This window comes from Variovorax sp. KBW07 (genome assembly GCF_003852515.1).
Taxonomy (GTDB): Bacteria; Pseudomonadota; Gammaproteobacteria; order Burkholderiales; family Burkholderiaceae_C; genus Variovorax.
Genome location: NZ_QAJK01000076.1, coordinates 62,385 through 77,484 on the forward strand (window position 1 = coordinate 62,385; position 15,100 = coordinate 77,484).

Sequence of the window (15,100 nt, forward strand, 5' to 3'; positions counted from 1 at the left end):
TTTCGGCCCGCGCTGCCGATAGATACCCAGAGGCATCGTTCGCGATGCCGGCACCAACACCCCTTTGACAGATTGACAGGTAAAGCCCTATGTCCGGAAGCATGTTCTACACGGGTCTGAGCGGCCTCGGCGTCGCCCGCACCGCGCTGATGACCACGGCCCACAACACAGCCAACGCGTACACGGCGGGCTACAGCCGCCAGGTGGCCGAGATCGCCTCGGCCGGCGGCATTTCGAGCGGCTCGGGCTTCATCGGCTCGGGCGCCAACGTGCTCACCGTGTCGCGCAGCTACGACCGCTACCTGACCGCGCAGCTGTCGGCCGCGCAGTCGGCCTCGGCCGCGCTGGCCACCAACGGCACGCAGATCAACCGCATCGACACGCTGCTGGCCGACAAGACGTCGGGCATCTCGCCGCTGATGCAGAGCTTCTTCACCAGCATCCAGGGCGTGGCCAACACGCCGGCCGACCCGGCGGCGCGCCAGCAGATGATCAGCTCCGCGCAGGCGCTGGCGACCAAGCTGCGCTCCACCGACCAGTACCTGTCGGACCTGAACTCCTCGGTCAACGAGCAGATCGACGGCAGCGTGGCGCAGATCAACACCTACGCGGCCAAGATCGCCAGCCTCAACCAGCAGATCAGCCAGCTCAGCGCCGTGGCCGGCGGCCAGCCGCCCAACGACCTGCTCGACCAGCGCGACCAGCTGGTCAGCCAGCTGAGCCAGGTGGTGGACGTGAAGGTGCTGCAGCAGGACAACGGCAAGTACAACGTGTTCATCGCCACCGGCCAGTCGCTGGTGGTGGGCGACTACGCCGCCAAGATGGCGTCGGTGGCGTCGGCGGCCGACCCGACCCGCAAGGTGGTCGCGCTCACGGGCTTTGCCGGCAACACCAATGAAATCGACGACAGCACCCTCAAGGGCGGCGTGCTCGGCGGCCTGATGGCCTTCCGCAGGGACACGCTCATTCCCACGCAGAACTCCATCGGCCGACTCGCGATGTCGGTGGCCGATGCGGTCAATGCGCAGCACAAGCTGGGCGTGGACCTGAACGGCGCGCTGGGAACCAACTTCTTCAGCCAGTCGGTGCCGGGCGCGATCCCGAACGCCGGCAACGCGGGCAACCTCGAACTGGGCGCCTCGCTGAGCGACGTGTCGAAGCTCACGACCAGCGACTACAACGTTGCGGTGACCGACGTGGCCGGCGTGCTCACCTATTCGGTCACCCGGCTATCCGACAAGACGTCGATGGGCACCTTCACTACTTTCCCGATCACTTTCGACGGCGTGAGCCTCACGGCCGCCAGCGGCACGGCGCAGGCCGGCGACTCTTTCCTGGTGCAGCCCACCCGCACCGGCGCGCGCGACATCGACGTGCTGGTTCGCGATCCGTCCAAGGTGGCGGCCGCATCGCCCATCGTGACCGGCAACACCGCCGGCAACAAGGGCACCGGCGCGCTGGGCGCGGCCAGCGTCGACGCGACCTATCCGGGCACGCCGCTGGCCGGGCCGGTCACGCTGACCTTCAACTCCGGCACCGGCGCGCTGTCGGGCTTTCCCGCCACCTCGGCGGTGACTGTCACGCTGGCCAACGGCACCGCCACCACGTACCCGGCCGGCACGCCCGTGCCGTACACCGCGGGCGCGAAGATGAGCTTCGACGGCATCACCGTCGCCATGACCGGCGCACCCGCGAACGGCGACACCTTCACCGTCGGCAAGAACACCTCGGGCGTGTCCGATGGCAGCAATGCATTGCTGCTGGGCGCGCTGCAGCGCAAGACCACGATGGCCAACGGCACCACGACCTTCAGCGGCGCCTACGCGCAGCTGGTGAGCGAAGTCGGCAACCGCGCGATGGCGGTCAAGGTTGCCAGCACCACGCAAGACAGCGTGACCGGCCAGATCAAGGCCAGCCAGCAATCGATTTCGGGCGTCGTCCAGGACGAGGAAACCGCCAACCTGCTGATGTTCCAGCAGATGTACCAGGCCAATGCCAAGGTGATCCAGACCGCGTCGACCATGTTCGACACGATTCTGGGCATCCGCAGCTGACGCTGCCCACGTACGCCTATTCCGCACAGATTTGCACAGGAACCGCGATGCGCATCAGCACCCAATCCTTCTACGAGCAGAACGTCAACGCCATGGGCCTGCAGCAGCAGAAGCTGTTCAGGGTCCAGCAGCAGCTGGCCACCAATTCGAAGTTTCTCTCGGCCGGCGACGATCCGGTCGGCGCGGCGCGCTCGCTCGGCGTCAGCCAGACGCTTTCTGAAAACGCGCAGTACGCCACCAGCCGCCAGCGCGCGTCGCTGTCGCTGGCCACCGAAGAGAACGCGCTCAACTCGGTGACCGCGATCCTGCAGAACATGAAGACGCTGACCGTGCACGCCGGCAACGGCACGCTGTCGGATGCCGACCGCGAGTCGCTCGCCACCACCATCCAGAGCGGCCTCGACCAGCTCATCGGCGTGGCCAACTCCGACAACGGCAACGGGCAGTACCTGTTCGCCGGATTCAAGAGCGGCAGTCCGCCCTTCGTGGCCGCCCCCGGCGGCGGCGTGCAGTACGTGGGCGACCAGGGCCAGCGGCTGATGCAGATCGACGTGGCACGGCAGATGTCGACCTCGGACGACGGCCGCAGCATCTTCCAATCGGTGCAGGGCGGCGCGGGCTACGTCACCTCGGGCGCGGCGAGCAACACCGGCAGCGCCGTCTTCGGCCCGGTCGGCATCACCAATGCCACCGCGGCGGACTACGGCAAGGACTTCACCATCAGCTTCACCGGCGGCAACTACACGGTGATGACCAAGGACACGCCGCCCGTGGTGGCTGCCAGCGGCATCTACACGCCGGACACGGCCATTTCCTTCGGCGGCGTGCAACTGAAGTTCAGCGGCACGCCGGCGGACGGCGACAACTTCGACGTGTCGACCGCGCAGAACGCCGGCACCGACATCTTCGCGGCCATCGGCCAGCTGGTGAGCGCGCTGCGCACGCCGTTGGCCGGCGGCGGCGCGGCGGCCCAAGCGCAACTGCGCAATGCATTGAGCACTGCCAACGTCAAGGTCACCAATGCGCACGACAACGTGCTGACGGTGCTGTCGTCGGTGGGCGCGCGCCAGAACGAAATCGATGCGCTCGACACCGGCGGCGCCGCGCGCAAGCTGCAGGAAGAAAGCTACCTGTCGAGCATTGAAGACCTGGACCCGTACAGCGCCATTTCGGAGTTCTACCAGCGGCAGTCGTCGCTGCAGGCCACGCAGATGACGTTTGCGCGGTTGAACAGCATTTCTTTGTTCAATTACCTCTGATCCAGCGGCAGGCGTCGCGCACTTCGTGTGCGGCGCTGCGTGCAAGCGGGGAGCACGCTAAGGCCGCAGCCCCTGCGTAAACCGCAGCATGTTCGCCACCGACTCCGCAAACCGCGGCTCCAGAAAAGCCCCGAGGTTCGGCATGAGCAACTGCAGCATGACGATCCCCGCCAGCAGCGTCAGCGGAAAGCCCACGGCGAAGATGCTGAACTGCGGCGAGGCGCGGTTCAGGATGCCCATGGCCAGGTTGAGCGTGAGCAGCGCGGTAATCAGCGGCAGCGCCAGCAGCAGCCCGCTGGTGAAGATGTCGCCGCCGGCCAGCACCAGGAACATCCAGCCGCCGGCCGCGAGCGGCCCGTCGGAAATAGGCAGGGTGCGAAAGCTTTCCGCCAGCGCGTTCACCATCAGGAGGTGGCCGTCGAGCGCCAGAAAAATCAGCATGGCCAGCATGTTCAGCAGCCGCGACACCACCATGGTGCTGCCGTGGCTCATGGGGTCGAAGAACGACGCGAAAGAAAGGCCCATCTGCAGGCCGATGTATTCGCCTGCCGCCAGCACGGCCGTGAAAATCAGCCGCATCGAAAAGCCCATGGCCGCGCCGATCAGCACCTGCTGCACGATGATCCAGAAGCCACCGGCCGACACCACGGGCACCGCCGGAAACGGCCCGATGGTGGGCGAGATCACCAGCGCCAGCATGGCGGCAATGCCGACCTTGACCTGCCGCGGCGCCCAGGGCTCGCCGAACACGGGTGCCGTGCTGACCAGCGCCAGCATGCGAACGAACGGCCACAGGAAGGCCACCATCCAGGCTTCGAGCTGGCCCGAGGTGACGGAAAAAATCGAAGGCGTCACGCCAGCATCTGCGGGATGCTGGAGAACAGGGCGCGCATGTAGTCGAGCATGCGGTCGAGCATCCACGGCCCGGCGACCACCAGCGTCGCGAACACTGCGAGCAGCTTGGGAATGAAGGACAGCGTGGCTTCGTTGATCTGCGTGGCGGCCTGGAAGATGCTGACGATCAGGCCGATGATCAGCGCCACCATCAGCAGCGGAGCGCCCAGCAGCAACGAGATTTCCATGGCCCGGTGGCCCATGGTCATGACGGATTCGGGGGTCATGTGTGCGTACCTGCGGTATCTAGAGGTAGAAGCTTTGCGTCAGCGCGCCGATCAGCAATTGCCAGCCGTCGGCCAGCACGAACAGCATCAGCTTGAAGGGCAGCGCAATGGACGCGGGCGGCACCATCATCATGCCCATCGACATGAGCACGCTCGCCACCACGAGGTCGATGATGAGGAAGGGAATGAAGATGGTGAAGCCGATCTGGAACGCCGTCTTCAGCTCGCTGATGACGAAGGACGGCAGCAGGATGCGCAGCGGCACTTCTTCGGGCCCCTGCATGTCGGGCACCTTGGCGAGCCGCGCGAACAGGGCCAGGTCGGTCTCGCGGGTCTGCTTGAGCATGAAGGTCTTGAAGGGCGCAATGCCGCGCTCCAGTGCCTTGTCGGCACTGAGCTTGTTCTCGGAGAAGGGCACGTAGGCGTCGGTGTAGACCTTGTCGAACACCGGCGACATCACGAAGAAGGTCAGGAACAGCGACAGCCCGACCAATATCTGGTTGGGCGGCGACGTCTGCGTGCCGATGGCGGTGCGCAGCAGGCCCAGCACGATCAATATGCGCGTGAAGCTGGTCATCGACAGCAGCAGCGCGGGCAGGAAGGTGAGCGAGGTCAGCAGCACCATGGTCTGCACGCTCAGCGACCAGGTCTGGCTGCCGCCGGGGCCGGGCGTGCTGGTGATGCCGGGCAGGCCCTGGGTCCAGGCGGCGGCGGGCAGCGTGGCGGCGAGCAGCAACAGCGCGACGCGCAGGCCGCGGCGCAAGGCGGGATGCATCATGGGGCGGTGCGCGCCTTGCCCGAGAGGGATTCGCGCAGCTTCTGGGCAAAGAGTTCGACGGGGCTGCGGGGCGTGGCCTGGGTGGCCTGAATGGCTTGATTGGCCTGCGGGCCGGCCGCCACGGGCTGGGCCTGGGCCGGCAGCGTGTGCAGCATGTTGACCTGGCTGCTGGTGACGCCGAGCACCAGCCACTGGCTGCCGACCTCCACCACGACCACGCGTTCGCGCTGGCCGACCATGGCACTCGACACCACTTTCACGAGCTGTCCGCTGCCCAGCCGCTGAAAGCCGAAGCGCCGCGCCAGCCAGGCGCAAAGGAAGATCATGCCGACCACCGCTGCCATGCCGAAGCCGGCTTGCAGCAGGCCGCCGCCGCCCACGGCGGACGACGGCGTGGCTTCGTGAACCGGCGCGGGCACGGTGGGCAGCGCGGCATGCGCCGCCTGGGCCATGTGCAGGCCGACGAGCAGCAACGCCGTTCCCCGCGCGAGGAAAGTCGAGGGCCGCGCCACGCTCACCAGGCTCGCCAGGTTCATGAGCGTGCGAGCTTCTGCATCCGCTCGGACGGCGTGACGATGTCGGTCAGGCGAATGCCGTACTTCTCGTTCACCACCACCACTTCGCCCTGCGCGATCAGGTAGCCGTTGATCAGCACGTCGAGCGGCTGGCCGGCCAGGCCGTCGAGCTCGACCACCGAGCCCTGCGACAGCTGCAGCAGGTTCTTGATGGTGATGCGCGTGCGGCCGATTTCTGCCGTGAGCTGCACCGGCACGTCGAGCACGCGGGCGATGTCCACGGGCGTGGAGCCCGATGGTGCGCCCGGCGCAACGGGCGCGATGGGCGTGTCCTGGAGCTGCTGGAAGACCTGCGCGGTGGCGGGGGCCACGGCGGGTTCGGGAGCCGGTGCCGGCGGCGGTGCGGTGGCGGCCGTCTGCTCGGCCAGCGCGCTGGCCCAGTCGTCCGCGTCGCTGGCGGCAGGGGTGTTGTCAGTCATGGTCGTTCTTCAAATCGGTGTCTTGGTGGGAGATCATGTGTTGCACGCGCAGGGCGTAGCGTTCGTTGGAGGTGCCGTAGCCGCACTCCATCACCGGCACGCCGCCGACCTTGGCGACCACCGTCGCCGGCAGTTCGATAGGGATCACGTCGCCGACCTGCAGCTTCATGACTTCGCCCAGCGTCGAGGGCATGGTCACGAAGTCGGCGGTGAGCTCGACATCGGCGGCCTGCATCTGGCGCGACATCTGCGTGACCCAGCGCTTGTCGACCTCGACCTCGTCCTGGATCGGGTTGGACAGCAGGTCGCGGATCGGCTCGATCATCGAGTAGGGCAGGCACACGTGCAGGAAGCCGCCCACGGGGCCGAACTCGATCTGCAGCGTAGTGTTGATCACCACCTCGTTGGGCGCCACGATGTTGGCGAGCTTGCCGTGCATCTCGGCGCGCACGTAGTCGAAGTCCAGCGGGAACACCGGCTGCCAGGCTTCGCCGTAGCACTGCAGCGACAGGTCGAGCAGGCGCTTGATGATGCGCTGCTCGGTGCGCGTGAAGTCGCGGCCTTCCACGCGCACGTGGTAGCGGCCGTCGCTGCCGAAGAGGTTGTCCACCACCAGGAACACCAGCTTCGGGTCGAACACGAAGAGCGCGGTGCCGCGCAGCGGCTTCATGTGGATCATGTTGATGTTCGCGGGCACCGGAAGGTGCCGCACGAACTCGCCGTACTGCTGGATCTGCACGGGCCCCACCGAAATGTCGGGGCTGCGGCGCATGAAGTTCAGCAGCGCGCCGCGCAGGCCGCGCGCAAAGCGGTCGTTGATGACCTCCAGCGTGTGCATGCGGTTGCGCACCACGCGGTCGGGTGCGCCGAGGTCGTAGGCCGGCAGGCCGTCGGGCGGCGGCGCGGGCGTGGCCGCCTGGTCGAGGTCTCCGCCGGTGACGCCTTGCAAGAGCGCATCGACCTCGTCCTGGGAAAGCACCTGTTCATACGCCATGGGTCGCTTGTCTGGGGGAGGGTGTCACTGCACGACGAAGGTGCTGAAGGAAACGCTGAAGATGCCCAGCTCGGGCATTCCGGCGGCCAGCGGCGCGTTCAGCGCGGCGCGGATTTCCTCGGCCAGCTTGGCCTTGTCTTCCGGCGTCACCAGCGACTCGGGCGGGCGGTTCGACAGCAGCACCAGCAGGCGGCTGCGCAGCTCGGGCATGAACTCGACGATCTGCGCCTTGGCCGGCTCGTCGCGCACCTTCAGCGCCATGCCGATCTGCAGGAAGCGCGAGCGCCCTTCGGACTGCAGGTTGACGGTCAGCGGGTCCAGCATGACGAAGATCGGCTTGTCGGGCGCCGGTGCCTTGACGGTTTCCGCGGCGGGCGCGCCCATGAAGCGGGGAACGAAGACGTAGGCAGCCGCGCCGACGGCGGCGATGCCGACGACGAGCACGAGCCCGATCAGAAGCTTCGAGGAGCGGCGTGGGGCCGGCGCGGCCGTGACGGCGGCGGTTGCGACTGGAGAGGAAGAAGCCATGGTGAAGCGGGTTTACGGGTCCGATCTATTCTTTGCGAAGTCCCCCGCGAACGAACGGCCGAACAAGCGCGCAAAGGCGCTTCATATCCGTTCATTGAGGCGCGCCCGGAAAGGGCGCCGCCGGTGCGGGGAGGCGAGGGAGCTGGGGGCCTCAGGCGAAGGTGTCGACTCCTGAGCCCGCGTGGCCGGGCAGGCTGGCGCGCGTGGCGGCGACGGGCGCCGCCGGCACGTCGCCGGCGGTGCGGCCGGCACCGGGGTAGCTGGACGGGCCTTGCAGCCGCGCGGCGTTCTGTTGCTGCTGTTGTTGCTGCTGTTGCGCAAACGCGGCGTCCTGCCCGAAGGGCTGGCGGGTTTCCGCGCCGACCGAGGTCTGGCCCAGCGTGATGCCCTGTTCCGACAGGCTGGTGCGCAGTTGCGGCAGCGCGGCCTCGATGGCCTTGCGCACGCTCTCATGGGCCGACACGAACATCGCCTGCGCCTGGTTGTCGCCCATCGACAGCGTGACCTTCAGTGGGCCGAGGCCGGCGGGGTTGAGGTTCAGCTCGGCCGTGTGATGGCCACCGGCGCTCATGCGCGCGAGTTGCTGACCCAGGGCCGGTGCCCACTTCTCGCTGCCGACTTCGGGCGCGATGGTGTGCAGCGGGCCGCGCGTGGCGGATGCGTCGGCCGCGCGCTCGGTCGATGCCGAAGCGGAGGCGGGCTGCTGCAGCGCGACGGGGTTCACGGCCACCGACGGGTCGGTGGCGTCGTCGGCCGCGGCGGCCAGGGCGGGAGCTGCGTTGGCTACGGCTGCGGCGGGCGTTGTGGCTTCCGCGGCCTTCGGCTGCGCGGCGGCGGCCAGCTGTTCGGCGGTCGTCGCGCTCACGGCGGCGCGGGCACCACCGGTGCGGCCCGATGCGGCGGTGCCGATCGGCGAACCGGCGGGTGCCGAAGCGGGCTTCGCGCCGTCGACGGCCATCGCCTGCGCGGCCACGGCGGCACGCACGACTTCCTGCAGCGAAGCGAACGGCGCGGCAGGCGCGGCGTCGTTGTCGAGCGGCATTTTCTGGGCCGTGGGCGCGGCAGCCGTCTTGTCTGCGGCGTCCTTGGCCGCGAAGGCGGCCTCGGGCGTGGCCTGCGTGTCGGCGCCCACCAGCACCGTGCCAGGTTGCGTCTTCGCCGCTGCATCTTGCGCGGTGGCGTCCACCGGAATGTCGGTCGCCGCGCCGGCGGTCACCGGCACGCCGGACGCATCGGTGGCGCGGCCATCTTGTGCTGCCGCGCGGCCCGCGAGGGTCAGCGCATGCAGCGGCGTGTTCGCGGGCGCCAGGAAGGCGAGGTTCGGGTCGGCGGGCAGCGCGTCTTTCACGTCTTCGGCGGGCGCCTGCTTGCGCAGCGGCTTGCCGCGCTCGATGGCGGCGACGTCGGCGCTTTCTTCAGGCGTCTTCGCGGCGTTGCCGTTGCGCGAGCGGTCGAGCGCGGCGCCAAAGCTGCGGCCCTGCGCTTCGTCGGCGTTGCGGGCGCGCGTGCCGCCCTGCGAAACCGGCTGGCCGGAGGCGTTGGGAATGACGGAAGGCGTGGTCATGGAAGGCATGTCGATTCCTGGGAATTCAGAGGGTCGGGTGGGAGGCCCGGTCGAAGAACTTGCGGGCGGCGCGTTCGTCGCTGTCGCGTTGTTCGCGCTTGGCCTCGACCATCAGCGCCTGCATGCGCACGCGTTCGGCCAGCGTGTCGAAGGAACTGAGGCGGCGCTTTTCCTGCTGCCAGTCGGTGCGCCCGCGGTCGAGCCGGTTCTCGGTCTGGGTGGCAATGGCGCGCTGCTGCTCGATGGCGCCGTCGAGCGTGCCGAGGAAGTTGCGGTAGTTGCGCCACTGCGAAGACGGCAGGCCGCCGCGCATCAGGGTGTCGAGCTGGTCGTGGTAGTCCTGCCGGTACTGCAGCAGCAGGTCGAGCTTCTGCTGGGCGCTCAGGTGGGCGCTTTGCAGCGCGCCCAGGCGCCGCGCGGCGTCGTCGGTCTGGTTCTGCGCCAGGTCGATCAGCATGTCCAGGGGAAGCTTGCTGCTCATGTGCGTCCTTGTCGGTTCGGTGCCTGCGCCTGCGTCCGCGGCTCGGACGCGAACAGGCTGTCCAGCTGGGCGATGGAATCCGTGTAGTCGGTGCGCTCGTGCATCGACTGCTGCAGGAACGACTCGATGCGCGGGTACATCGCGATCGCCTGGTCCAGCTGCAGGTCGTGGCCGGGCGCATAGGCGCCCACGCTGATCAGGTCGCGGTTGCGCTGGTAGCGCGACAGCATCTGCTTGAAGCGGCGCACGGTGTCGAACTGCCCCGGCGTGATCAGCGCGGTCATGGCGCGGCTGATCGACGCCTCGATGTCGATGGCGGGGTAGTGCCCGGCTTCGGCCAGCGTGCGCGACAGCACCACGTGGCCGTCCAGGATGGCGCGCGCCGCGTCGGCAATCGGGTCCTGCTGGTCGTCGCCCTCGGACAGCACCGTATAGAAGGCGGTGATCGAGCCGCCACGGCCCTGCGCGTCGCGCGCACCGTTGCCGGCGCGTTCGACCAGCGCGGGCAGGCGCGCGAACACCGAAGGCGGATAGCCCTTGGTGGCGGGCGGCTCGCCCACGGCCAGCGCAATTTCGCGTTGCGCCATGGCGTAGCGGGTGAGCGAATCCATGATCAGCAGCACGTCCTTGCCCTGGTCGCGAAAGTACTCGGCCAGGCAGGTGGCATAGGCCGCGCCCTGCAGGCGCAGCAGTGGCGGGTTGTCGGCGGGAGCGGCCACCACCACGGCGCGGGCCAGGCCTTCTTCGCCCAGCGTGTTCTCGATGAAGTCCTTCACCTCGCGGCCGCGTTCGCCGATCAGGCCGACCACGATCACTTCGGCGCTGGTGTAGCGCGCCATCATGCCGAGCAGCACGCTCTTGCCCACGCCGGAGCCGGCGAACAGGCCCATGCGCTGGCCGCGGCCGACGGTGAGCATCGCGTTGATGGCGCGCACGCCCACGTCGAGCACCGAGTCGATGGCCGCGCGCGACAGCGGGTTGATCGGCGGCGAAGCCAGCGGCACCTTGCGCGACACGTCGAGCGGGCCCAGCCCGTCGAGCGGGCGGCCGGCCGCATCGACCACGCGGCCGAGCATGCCTTCGCCCACCGGCAGGCGCTTGGTGTGGGCGTCGCCGGTCGCGCCGGGCTCCAGCAGGCCGGGCCGCGCGAACACGCGCGCGCCGGGCAGCAGGCCCGCCACTTCGGTCTGCGACATCAAGAAGAGACGGTCGCCCGCAAAGCCCACGACCTCGGCTTCAGCATGGCGCTGCGGATGGCCGGGCGGCAGCTCGATCAGGCAGTCGCTGCCCACCGGCAGTTGCAGGCCCACGGCTTCGAGCACCAGGCCCACTGCGCGCGTGAGGCGGCCCGAGGCCACGGTGGTGCCCGTGCAGCGCGCGACGTTGTCGCGCGCCTTGTCCAGCGCGGACAGCACGGTCTGCAGATGGGGGTTGTGGGGGTTGGGGGCGGTGGCCTGCATCGGGGTCAGAGCGTTTGCAGTTCGTCGTTGCCGCCGTCACCGTCGATGCCGTCGGCCTCGCCGCGCAGGGCGGAGCTCACGCGCTTCCAGCGGGTCTGCAGGCTGCCGTCGAGTTCGCCGCTGGCGGACTGCACGCGGCAGCCGCCGCGCGCGATGGTGTCGTCGGCGCGTACCTGCCAGCCGGCGGCTTCGATCTCGGAGCCCAGGCTGTTCTTTACCAGCGCCACGTCGTCGGGGTGCAGCAGCAGGCGCGGCTCGCCGCGCAGCGCGGGGTCGGTGTTGAGCAGGTCGCGCACTACGGGCAGCACCCATTCGGGCTCGGCCTTCAGGGTGCGGTGCACCACCTGGCGCGCCACGTCGAGCGCCAGCGCGAGCACGGCTTCGGCCAGCTCGCCTTCGGCGCGGCGCAGGGCATCGGGCAGCGACTGGGCCAGCGCGCGCAGCCGTTCGGCGTGCACGCTGGCGGCCGCGAGGCCGGTGGCCAGGCCTTCGGTGTGGCCGACCTTGCGGCCTTCGGCCAGGCCCGCGGCGCGGCCTTCGGCCTCGCCGTTGGTGCGCGCTTCCTTGCGGATGCGGGCCAGCTCGGCAAGGTCGATCTTCGGGGCGGGCGGGGTGGCCGGCACGCTGTTGCTGCGCTCGGCGGCCTTGCGCGCCGCCGACGCGCCGGACGAAGGCGTCTTGCCGTCGAGCGTGCCCATCTCCCAGCGCTCCCATGCTGAAAGCACCGGCTTGACGGGTTTGCCGCCCGCGCCGCTCAGGCCGTTCATTCCAGTTTTTCCAGGCGTGGCCTGGCGCGCCGCCGCCTGGATGGCCGCGAGGCGTTCGCGTGATTCGCCGAAGGCGCCGGTGTCAAACGAAGTCATCGGTGCCAGGCGCCGCAATCACGATTTCGCCGGCTTCCGCAAGGCGGCGTGCCACCTGCAGGATGGCCTTCTGCTCGGTCTCGACCTGCGACACGCGCACGGGGCCGCGCAGTTCCATGTCCTCGCGCAGCGTTTCCGCGGCACGCTGCGACATGTTGTTGAGGAACTTGTCGCGCAGCTCCATCGGCGCGCCCTTGAGCGCGATGATGAGCGAGTCGGACTCGATGTCTTTCAGCAGGCGCTGGATGCTGCGGTCTTCCAGGCCGAGCAGGTTCTCGAACACGAACATCTCGTCGACGATGCGCTGGGCCAGTGCCTCGTCCTGTTCGCGCACGTGGGCAATGGCTTCTTCTTCTACCGCGGTGCTCATGAGGTTGACGATCTCGGCCGCCGTGCGCACGCCACCCAGGCGGCTGCGGCGCAGGCCCTGGCCGGCCAGCATTTCGGTGAGCACGTCGGTCAGCTCGTTCAGCGCCGTGGGCTGCACGCCGCCGAAGGTGGCCACGCGCATGATCACGTCGTGGCGCAGGCGGGCGGGCAGCTTCTCCAGCACCTCGGAGGCCTTCATGCGGTCCAGGTGCACCAGCAGCGTCGCAAGGATCTGCGGGTGCTCGTCGCGGATGAGCTCGGCCACTTCGCCGGCCTCGAGTTCGTTGAGCCGCTCGATGCCGCCATGCGGCTCGTCGGGCTGCAAGATGTCTTCCAGCAGGTTGCTGGCGCGGTCGTCGCCCAGTGCCTTCTTCAGCACCGCGCGGATGTAGCTGGTCGAGCCCAGGTGCAGGGCCGACAGCTGCTCGGTCTCCTGGCGGAACTCGGCCAGCACGGCGGCCAGCTCTTCCTTGGAGACCGACGTGAGCTTGGACATGGCCAGGCCCAGCGTCTGCACCTCGGAGGTGGGCAGCTGGTGCAGCGCGGCGGCGGCGCGGTCTTCGCCCAGCGCCATCAGCAGGATGGCGCCCTTGCGGGTTCCCAGTTCGCTACTCATCGGTGTTCATCCAGTGCTGGATCAGGGTGGCGACCAGCTTCGGGTCCTTGTCGGCGATCTGGTGGGCGTAGTCCATGTCGGCCTTCTGGCGGTTGGCCTCGCGCTCGCGCAGGCTTTCTTCAGGCGAGGGCCCTTCGGTGCCCGGCTCGGCGACCGGGGCGAGGGCGGCGGGGGGAGCGACCGGCGGCGGCGGCGCGCCGGCCAGGTGGCGGCGCATCAGCGGGCGCACCACGGCGAACCAGGCGAACAGCGCGAGCAGCGCAATCAGCAGGTACTGGCCCAGCGTCTTGCCGAGCTCGACGTTCTCGCGGTCGCGCCAGAACGGCACGTCGGGCGCGGGACCGGTGTCGGCGTCGCGGGCAAAGGCGCTGTTGACCACGTTGAGCGAGTCGCCGCGTTCCTGGCTGAAGCCCATGGCTTCCTTGGCCAGGTTGCGGATCTGTTCCAGCTCGGCCGGCGTCAGCGCGCGGCTGATGGTCTTGCCCGCGGCATCCACCGTGTCGCGGTTGTTCACCACCACGGCGACCGACAGGCGCTTCACGCCGCCGGCGGCTTGCTGGATGTGGCGGATGGTGCGGTCCAGCTCGTAGTTGGTGGTGGTGTCCTTGCGCGTGCTGCTCGGGCCGGAGGCGGCGCCCGCCGTGGCGGTGGTCGTGGCGCCCGGAGCGCCCGGCGTGCCCGGTGTTCCAGGTGCCCCTGGCGTTCCCGGAGGCGGCGTGCCCGGCGCGTTGGGCGCGCGCGGGCCGACGATCGGTGCGCTCGGGTTCACCGGCGGTTGGTTCGACAGCGCGCCCGGCACGCCGCCCGGCGGCGTGCCGTTGTGCTGCGCCGATTCGCTGGACTGCTGGCTGCGCACGGCGGCCTGCGCCGGGTCCTGGTTGGGCTTGTACTTCTCGTCGGTGTGCTCGACCACCGAGAAGTCGATCTCGGCCGCCACCTGCGCGCGCACGTTGGTCGTGCCCACGATGGGCTGCAGGATGGTCTCGATGCGGCGGATGTAGCCCTGCTCGATCTCCTGCGCATATTTGAGCTGGCTCACGTCCAGCCCGCGGTCGGTGCCGCGCGCCGACGACAGCAGGTTGCCGCGCTGGTCGACCACCGTGACGCTCTTGGCGTCCAGGTCGGGCACGCTGCTGGAGATCATGTGGACGATGGCGCTGACCTGGCCTTCGTCGATGCTGCGCCCGCGCATCAGCGTGAGCACCACCGAAGCCGAGGGCTTCTTCTGGTCGCGCACGAACAGCGAGGGCTTGGGCAGCGCCAGGTGCACGCGCGCCGCCTCGATGGTGCCGATCGACTCGATGGAGCGCGCCAGCTCGCCTTCCAGCCCGCGCTGGTAATTGATCTGCTCGGCGAACTGGCTGGTGCCGAACTTCTGGTTGTCCATCAGTTCGAAGCCGACGCCGCCCGCCTTGGGCAGGCCCTGGGCCGCGAGCTTCAGGCGCGTTTCCGCCACCTTGTCGCCCGCGATCAGGATCGCGCCGCCGCCTTCGGCGAACTTGTAGGGCACGTTCATCTGCTGCAGCGACGCGATGATCGCGCCGCCGTCGCGGTCCGACACATTGGTGTAGAGCACCTTGTAGTCGGGGCCGCGGCTCCACAGCAGGAACGCGGCCGCCGCGGCCACCAGCGCCGCGGCGCCGATGATCATCGGCAGCTTCGGCTGGGCACGCATGCGGTCCAGGATCGGGGGGAGGCCATTGGCGGCCGGCAGGCTGCCCGCGGGCGCTGCCGTGCTCATTGGCAAACCTTCGTCATGGCCGTCGGGCCGCAGTGGTCCAGCGCCATGGTGAGGGAGGGGATTCGGTGTTGAGAGTTCATTCCGGGTGGCCGGTGAAGTCGTCCGCGGCCTGTCGTTTCGCGAACGATTGTCAACAGTCGGTCTGAAATTCGATCGGTCGAACAGCCGGGGTTTTTGCCCTCAGTTGAGCGCTTGAATCGGGGTCTTCCCTTGTTACGCTGCTCGCCAGCCGGAGGGTTTGGACCCTCCATGTCAAGTCACGCAGAAGTGTTCACACG

At 68.9% G+C, this 15,100-nt stretch carries 15 protein-coding genes; 2 read left to right on the forward strand and 13 right to left on the reverse strand.

Annotated features, from left to right (window positions below):
* Window positions 1-89 precede the first annotated feature (89 nt).
* Both flgK and flgL read left to right on the forward strand, forming a co-directional pair.
* Window positions 90-2,054, forward strand: coding sequence for a flagellar hook-associated protein FlgK (gene flgK, locus DBV14_RS16880; protein WP_124460311.1), 1,965 nt, complete (start codon window positions 90-92; stop codon window positions 2,052-2,054).
* A 47-nt stretch (window positions 2,055-2,101) separates the two neighbouring features.
* The gene (gene flgL / locus DBV14_RS16885; protein ID WP_124460312.1) at window positions 2,102-3,313 is read left to right on the forward strand and encodes a flagellar hook-associated protein FlgL; all 1,212 of its coding nucleotides are present in this window, start codon (window positions 2,102-2,104) and stop codon (window positions 3,311-3,313) included.
* Between the two features lie 57 nt (window positions 3,314-3,370).
* Here the strand turns inward: flgL and fliR are convergent, their stop codons facing one another.
* The 13 genes from fliR to fliF all read right to left on the reverse strand — a co-directional run bounded on the left by fliR (window position 3,371) and on the right by fliF (window position 14,822).
* Window positions 3,371-4,168: a flagellar biosynthetic protein FliR gene (gene fliR, locus DBV14_RS16890; protein ID WP_260397087.1), complete on the reverse strand. Its 798-nt coding sequence runs from the start codon at window positions 4,166-4,168 to the stop codon at window positions 3,371-3,373.
* Window positions 4,165-4,434 carry a flagellar biosynthesis protein FliQ gene (fliQ, locus tag DBV14_RS16895; RefSeq protein WP_124460313.1) on the reverse strand — a complete coding sequence of 90 codons (270 nt, stop codon included), beginning with the start codon at window positions 4,432-4,434 and terminating at the stop codon, window positions 4,165-4,167. The genes fliR and fliQ overlap by 4 nt, the downstream gene beginning before the upstream one ends.
* A gap of 19 nt (window positions 4,435-4,453) precedes the next feature.
* Window positions 4,454-5,212, reverse strand: a complete 759-nt coding sequence (gene fliP / locus DBV14_RS16900) for a flagellar type III secretion system pore protein FliP (protein ID WP_124460314.1) — start codon at window positions 5,210-5,212, stop codon at window positions 4,454-4,456.
* Window positions 5,209-5,748, reverse strand: coding sequence for a flagellar biosynthetic protein FliO (gene fliO, locus DBV14_RS16905; RefSeq protein ID WP_260397088.1), 540 nt, complete (start codon window positions 5,746-5,748; stop codon window positions 5,209-5,211). Before fliO ends, fliP begins: the two co-directional genes overlap by 4 nt.
* Window positions 5,745-6,206: a flagellar motor switch protein FliN gene (fliN, locus tag DBV14_RS16910; protein WP_124460315.1), complete on the reverse strand. Its 462-nt coding sequence runs from the start codon at window positions 6,204-6,206 to the stop codon at window positions 5,745-5,747. Before fliN ends, fliO begins: the two co-directional genes overlap by 4 nt.
* Window positions 6,199-7,200: a flagellar motor switch protein FliM gene (gene fliM, locus DBV14_RS16915; protein WP_124460316.1), complete on the reverse strand. Its 1,002-nt coding sequence runs from the start codon at window positions 7,198-7,200 to the stop codon at window positions 6,199-6,201. The genes fliN and fliM overlap by 8 nt, the downstream gene beginning before the upstream one ends.
* Window positions 7,201-7,224: 24 nt before the next feature.
* Window positions 7,225-7,728 (reverse strand): flagellar basal body-associated FliL family protein, encoded by a 504-nt coding sequence (locus DBV14_RS16920; RefSeq protein ID WP_124460317.1) that lies wholly within the window; start codon window positions 7,726-7,728, stop codon window positions 7,225-7,227.
* A 151-nt stretch (window positions 7,729-7,879) separates the two neighbouring features.
* Complete coding sequence (locus DBV14_RS16925) at window positions 7,880-9,301, reverse strand: flagellar hook-length control protein FliK (RefSeq protein ID WP_124460318.1); 1,422 nt, start codon at window positions 9,299-9,301, stop codon at window positions 7,880-7,882.
* A 16-nt stretch (window positions 9,302-9,317) separates the two neighbouring features.
* Window positions 9,318-9,773 carry a flagellar export protein FliJ gene (gene fliJ / locus DBV14_RS16930; RefSeq protein WP_124460319.1) on the reverse strand — a complete coding sequence of 152 codons (456 nt, stop codon included), beginning with the start codon at window positions 9,771-9,773 and terminating at the stop codon, window positions 9,318-9,320.
* Complete coding sequence (fliI, locus tag DBV14_RS16935; RefSeq protein ID WP_124460320.1) at window positions 9,770-11,233, reverse strand: flagellar protein export ATPase FliI; 1,464 nt, start codon at window positions 11,231-11,233, stop codon at window positions 9,770-9,772. The genes fliJ and fliI overlap by 4 nt, the downstream gene beginning before the upstream one ends.
* 5 nt (window positions 11,234-11,238) lie before the next feature.
* The gene (fliH, locus tag DBV14_RS16940; RefSeq protein ID WP_124460321.1) at window positions 11,239-12,096 is read right to left on the reverse strand and encodes a flagellar assembly protein FliH; all 858 of its coding nucleotides are present in this window, start codon (window positions 12,094-12,096) and stop codon (window positions 11,239-11,241) included.
* Window positions 12,083-13,081 carry a flagellar motor switch protein FliG gene (gene fliG / locus DBV14_RS16945; protein WP_124460322.1) on the reverse strand — a complete coding sequence of 333 codons (999 nt, stop codon included), beginning with the start codon at window positions 13,079-13,081 and terminating at the stop codon, window positions 12,083-12,085. Before fliG ends, fliH begins: the two co-directional genes overlap by 14 nt.
* Complete coding sequence (fliF, locus tag DBV14_RS16950; RefSeq protein ID WP_124460323.1) at window positions 13,074-14,822, reverse strand: flagellar basal-body MS-ring/collar protein FliF; 1,749 nt, start codon at window positions 14,820-14,822, stop codon at window positions 13,074-13,076. Before fliF ends, fliG begins: the two co-directional genes overlap by 8 nt.
* Between the last annotated feature and the right edge of the window lie 278 nt (window positions 14,823-15,100).